The sequence below is a fragment of the Mesorhizobium sp. M7A.F.Ca.US.005.03.2.1 genome (assembly GCF_003997795.1).
Taxonomy (GTDB): domain Bacteria; phylum Pseudomonadota; class Alphaproteobacteria; order Rhizobiales; family Rhizobiaceae; genus Mesorhizobium; species Mesorhizobium ciceri.
This window is the reverse complement of the sequence record NZ_RZRP01000540.1, coordinates 1-4,352: the sequence shown is the minus strand read 5'-3', so window position 1 is coordinate 4,352 and position 4,352 is coordinate 1. Positions and strand designations below refer to the sequence as shown.

Genomic DNA, 4,352 nt, shown 5'->3' with positions numbered 1-4,352 from the left:
GAGCTCGCCAAGGACTGGCGCACCGACCGCTATCTGCGCCGGCTGGAAGCGATGATGCTGGTGGCAGACAAGTCAGTCTCGCTGGCGCTGACCGGCACCGGCGACGTGCTCGAACCCGAATTCGGCGTCATGGCCATCGGTTCGGGCGGCAATTACGCGCTGGCCGCGGCCCGCGCGCTGATGGACAGCGACAAGGATGCCGAGGAGATCGCCCGCAAGGCGATGCAGATCGCATCCGACATCTGCGTCTACACCAACAACAATTTCGTCGTCGAAACGCTCGATGCCGCCTGAAGAGGTGGTGACCTATGATTTTCGGCCGGTGACGGAGAAAGACCTGCCGATGATCGCCGGCTGGCTTGCCCAGCCGCATGTTGCAGAGTGGTGGGACGATCCGGAGACGGAAATCGCCGGGATTAGCGATCATATCGACTCGATTTCCGTCGAGCCGCTGATCGTCGAGCTCGACGGCAAGCCGATCGCCTATCTGCAGAGCTACGATCCGCATCTGGAAGACGACCACCCCTACGCCGACCAGCCGTTCGGCACGCTCGGCATCGACGTGTCGATCGGCGTGCCGGAGCTGGTCGGGCGTGGCCATGGCTCGGCGATCGTGCGCCAATTCGTCGAACAGCTTTTCGAGGAAGGTGTTCCGCGCGTCATCATCGACCCGGATCCCGCCAATGTCAGGGCGATCCGCGCCTACGAAAAGGCCGGCTTTGTTGCCTTTGACACCAGAACATCGGAGTACGGGCCAGCCCTGTTGATGGCGCGCGACGCGACGCAGGAGCCCAATTGATCAGCGCCGAAACCCTCGACAAGGCAGTCGCGAAAGGTTTGATCTCGCAGACCTTGCGCGATCAGTTGGAGGCCATGGAACGCGCGGTCGCTCTCGCCCCCGAGGCCAGGCCCGCCGGTGACGAGGGTGACGAGGAAAACCTGCGGCTGGTCGGCGGCGGCAACGATCTGTTCGTCACCGTGGGAACCGTTCTGCTCAGCGCCGGCTTCTTCTTTGTCCTCACCACCTTGCTTCCAGGCCAGACATTCTGGATCGCCGGCATCCTCGCGGTTTTCGCCTGGGGGCTCGCCGAAATCGTCACGCGTCAGCACCGGATGAAGCTATCGTCGTCCGTGCTTGCCCTGATTTTCATGGCCGCCATTCTGGCCGCTCTGGCGCTGCAAGTGGAGGCCAGCTTCGGCATACGCAAGCCGGAAACCATCTGGCAGCTATTGGCGTTGCGCCAGACGGCGTCCCGGGCCGGATATCTGTTCCTGGGCGGAGGAATAATCGCGGCGGCGATCTATTTCTGGCGCTTTCGCGTCCCCATCATTGCCGGGACCATCGCCATCGCCTTCACACTGCTTGCCTTCCTGCAAACGGCGATAATCCTGTATGACAGTGTGACAACCGGCGCGATTGCGCCGCCGCGCCTCGAGGACGTTCCCGAATTGCTTCGCGCGGCCCTTTACATGCCGCTGATCTGCGGCCTGATCGTGTTCGCAACGGGTGTCGCTTTTGACATTTACGACAGGGATCGACGCAAGATCTGGTCCGATTGCGCTTTCTGGCTGCATGTCGTCTCGGCGCCGATGCTGGTGCATCCGCTCTTTATCATGGCAACCGGCCAAAACGTCGTATTCGGACATATCGCGCCGGATGCCAATGCAACCATCATGCTGACGATTCTGATCCTTGGCTTCCTCTATGTCGCGCTGGCCATAGACCGCCGTTCGCTTCTGGTTCCTACATTGGCTTACTTCGGCTCGCTGGGCATCTATTATCTGGTGAATTCCGCCTCCGATTCGACGGGCATCCCGCCTTTTGCCTTGATCCTGGTCGTTGTTGGCGCGCTGATTATTCTGTTCGGGGCCGGCTGGCAGCGTATCCGGCGGATTGTGGTCAACCCCACCTTGCCGGCGGCCGTGATCCGCCGGCTGCCGCCGCTGAAGGCGTGACAGGGCTTTGTGATGATCGAGACGGCGACGCGAAACGAGGGGGAATGAACCGATGACGACACCGGCCACGGAAAACAGCTATTCGGCCTACGAAGACAGCTGGCGGATGGGGCTTCTGCTGGTGCTTGCCCTGGTCATCTTCCAGGCCGGGGCGCTCTACGGCATGGGGCGGACGCCGATCTGCACCTGCGGCTACGTCAAGCTCTGGCATGGCGTGGTGAACAGTTCGGAGAATTCCCAGCACATTTCGGACTGGTACACGTTCTCGCACATCATCCACGGCTTCCTGTTCTATGCGCTGGCGCGGTTCCTGTTCCCGCGTTCGCCGATCGGCCTGAGGCTGGCGTTCGCCGTCTTCATCGAGGGCGGCTGGGAGCTGCTGGAAAACAGCCCGTTCATCATCGACCGCTACCGCGCCGGCACCATTTCGCTCGATTACTATGGCGACAGCATCATCAATTCGGTGTCGGACACACTGGCCATGGTGCTGGGATTTGTGATGGCGCGAAGGCTACCTATATGGGTGATCGTCAGCCTCGCCATCATCTTCGAACTCGGCACCGGCTACCTCATCCGGGACAATCTGACACTCAACGTGATCATGCTGCTGCATCCGTTCGAGGCCATCAAGCAGTGGCAAAGTGGAATTTAGTGATATGAGCACATTTTCTCCCCGCGAAATCGTTTCGGAACTCGACCGCTTCATCATCGGCCAGAAGGACGCCAAGCGCGCCGTGGCCATTGCCTTGCGCAACCGCTGGCGCCGCCAGCAGCTGGAAGGCCAGATGCGCGAAGAGGTGATGCCCAAGAACATCCTGATGATCGGGCCGACCGGCGTCGGCAAGACGGAAATCTCGCGCCGCCTGGCGCGGCTGGCCGGTGCGCCTTTCGTCAAGGTCGAGGCGACCAAGTTCACCGAAGTCGGCTATGTCGGCCGCGATGTCGAGCAGATCATCCGCGACCTCGTCGAGATCGCCATCGGCCTGGTGCGCGAGAAGATGCGTGAGGACGTCAAGGCGCGCGCCCACGTCAACGCCGAGGAACGTGTGCTGGAAGCACTGGTCGGCAAGACGGCGAGCCCGGCCACCCGCGACAGTTTCCGCAAGAAGCTGCGCGACGGCGAGCTCGACGACAAGGAAATCGAGGTCGAGGTTGCCGACACCGGCAGCGGCGGCATGCCCGGATTTGAAATCCCCGGCATGCCGGGCGCCAATATCGGCGTGCTGAACATCAACGACATGCTGTCGAAGGCGATGGGCGGCAAGAAAACCAAGATGCGCAAGACGACGGTGAAGGAGTCCTACGACCTGCTGGTCAATGACGAGTCCGACAAGCTGCTCGATCAGGACGAGGTGGTGCGCCGGGCGCTCGATGCCGCGGAAAACGACGGCATCGTCTTCCTCGACGAGATCGACAAGATCGCGGCGAGATCGGACATTTCCGGCGGGCCCTCGCGCGAAGGCGTGCAGCGCGACCTGCTGCCGCTGGTCGAAGGCACCACGGTGGCGACCAAATACGGACCGTTGAAGACGGATCACATCCTGTTCATCGCCTCCGGCGCCTTCCACGTCTCGAAGCCGTCCGACCTGTTGCCGGAATTGCAGGGCCGCCTGCCAATCCGCGTCGAACTGCGGGCGCTGGAGAAGGACGATTTCGTGCGCATCCTAACCGAGACCGAGGCCAGCCTGATCAAGCAGTATATCGCGCTGATGAAGACCGAGGGCGTCGAGTTGACCTTCACCGAAGACGCCATCGATTCGCTCGCCGGCATCGCCGTCGATCTCAACGCCAGCGTCGAGAACATAGGCGCCAGGCGCCTGCAGACGGTGATGGAGCGGGTGCTGGACGAAATCTCCTACGATGCGCCCGACCGCAACGGAACGAGCGTCACTATCGACGCCGCCTATGTCGAAAAGCATGTCGGCGATCTGTCCAGGAATACCGACCTGTCGCGGTTCATCCTTTAAACGACGGCGCCGAAACGTTCCGGCGCCGGTCCAGGCAACATTTTCCGGCAAGCAAAATCATGTGTGGCCAGATGGTACCATCTGGCCACCTTTCGTCCTGCCGGGTGAAGGGGCGCTCTCGACTCGACCAAGAGCTTTACCTAGTTTGCGCGGCAATTCTCGATCTCTTGGTTGACGCAATTCCGGAAAACCGTTTCACACTTTTCCTGGAATTGCTTGGGCGGCGGGTGCATGAAAAAACTGATCCTGGTCATTCTCGGCTTGACGCTGGCGGCGACGCTGTTCGCCGCCGAGGCAGCGACATTGGTGCCGCCGGGAAATCGCAATGCCGTGCAGCCCGACATTCCCGGCGCCTCCAGCCGGCGCACGCAGGCGACCAACACCAGCTTCCAGGCGAAGTACCGCAAGGTCTATGCCCTGCTGCAGAAC

Annotated in this window: 6 protein-coding genes; all 6 read left to right on the top strand. The window is 61.6% G+C overall.

Annotated features, from left to right (window positions below):
* The coding region (gene hslV / locus EN991_RS25100; RefSeq protein WP_127369769.1) for an ATP-dependent protease subunit HslV at positions 1-294 on the top strand (294 nt) is incomplete at its 5' end.
* Positions 284-799 (top strand): GNAT family N-acetyltransferase, encoded by a 516-nt coding sequence (locus EN991_RS25095; protein ID WP_127369768.1) that lies wholly within the window; start codon positions 284-286, stop codon positions 797-799. The genes hslV and EN991_RS25095, both read left to right, overlap by 11 nt.
* A complete protein-coding gene (locus tag EN991_RS25090) occupies positions 796-1,956 on the top strand; it encodes a hypothetical protein (protein WP_127369767.1) in 1,161 nt (386 codons plus the stop codon). The genes EN991_RS25095 and EN991_RS25090 overlap by 4 nt, the downstream gene beginning before the upstream one ends.
* 106 nt (positions 1,957-2,062) lie before the next feature.
* Entirely contained in the window at positions 2,063-2,608 is a 546-nt protein-coding gene (locus EN991_RS25085) for a DUF2585 domain-containing protein (protein ID WP_224618702.1), read from the top strand.
* 4 nt (positions 2,609-2,612) lie between these two features.
* The gene (hslU, locus tag EN991_RS25080; RefSeq protein WP_024502005.1) at positions 2,613-3,923 is read left to right on the top strand and encodes an ATP-dependent protease ATPase subunit HslU; all 1,311 of its coding nucleotides are present in this window, start codon (positions 2,613-2,615) and stop codon (positions 3,921-3,923) included.
* A gap of 231 nt (positions 3,924-4,154) precedes the next feature.
* On the top strand, positions 4,155-4,352 hold a 198-nt coding region (locus EN991_RS25075), incomplete at its 3' end, for a DUF1402 family protein (protein WP_127369766.1).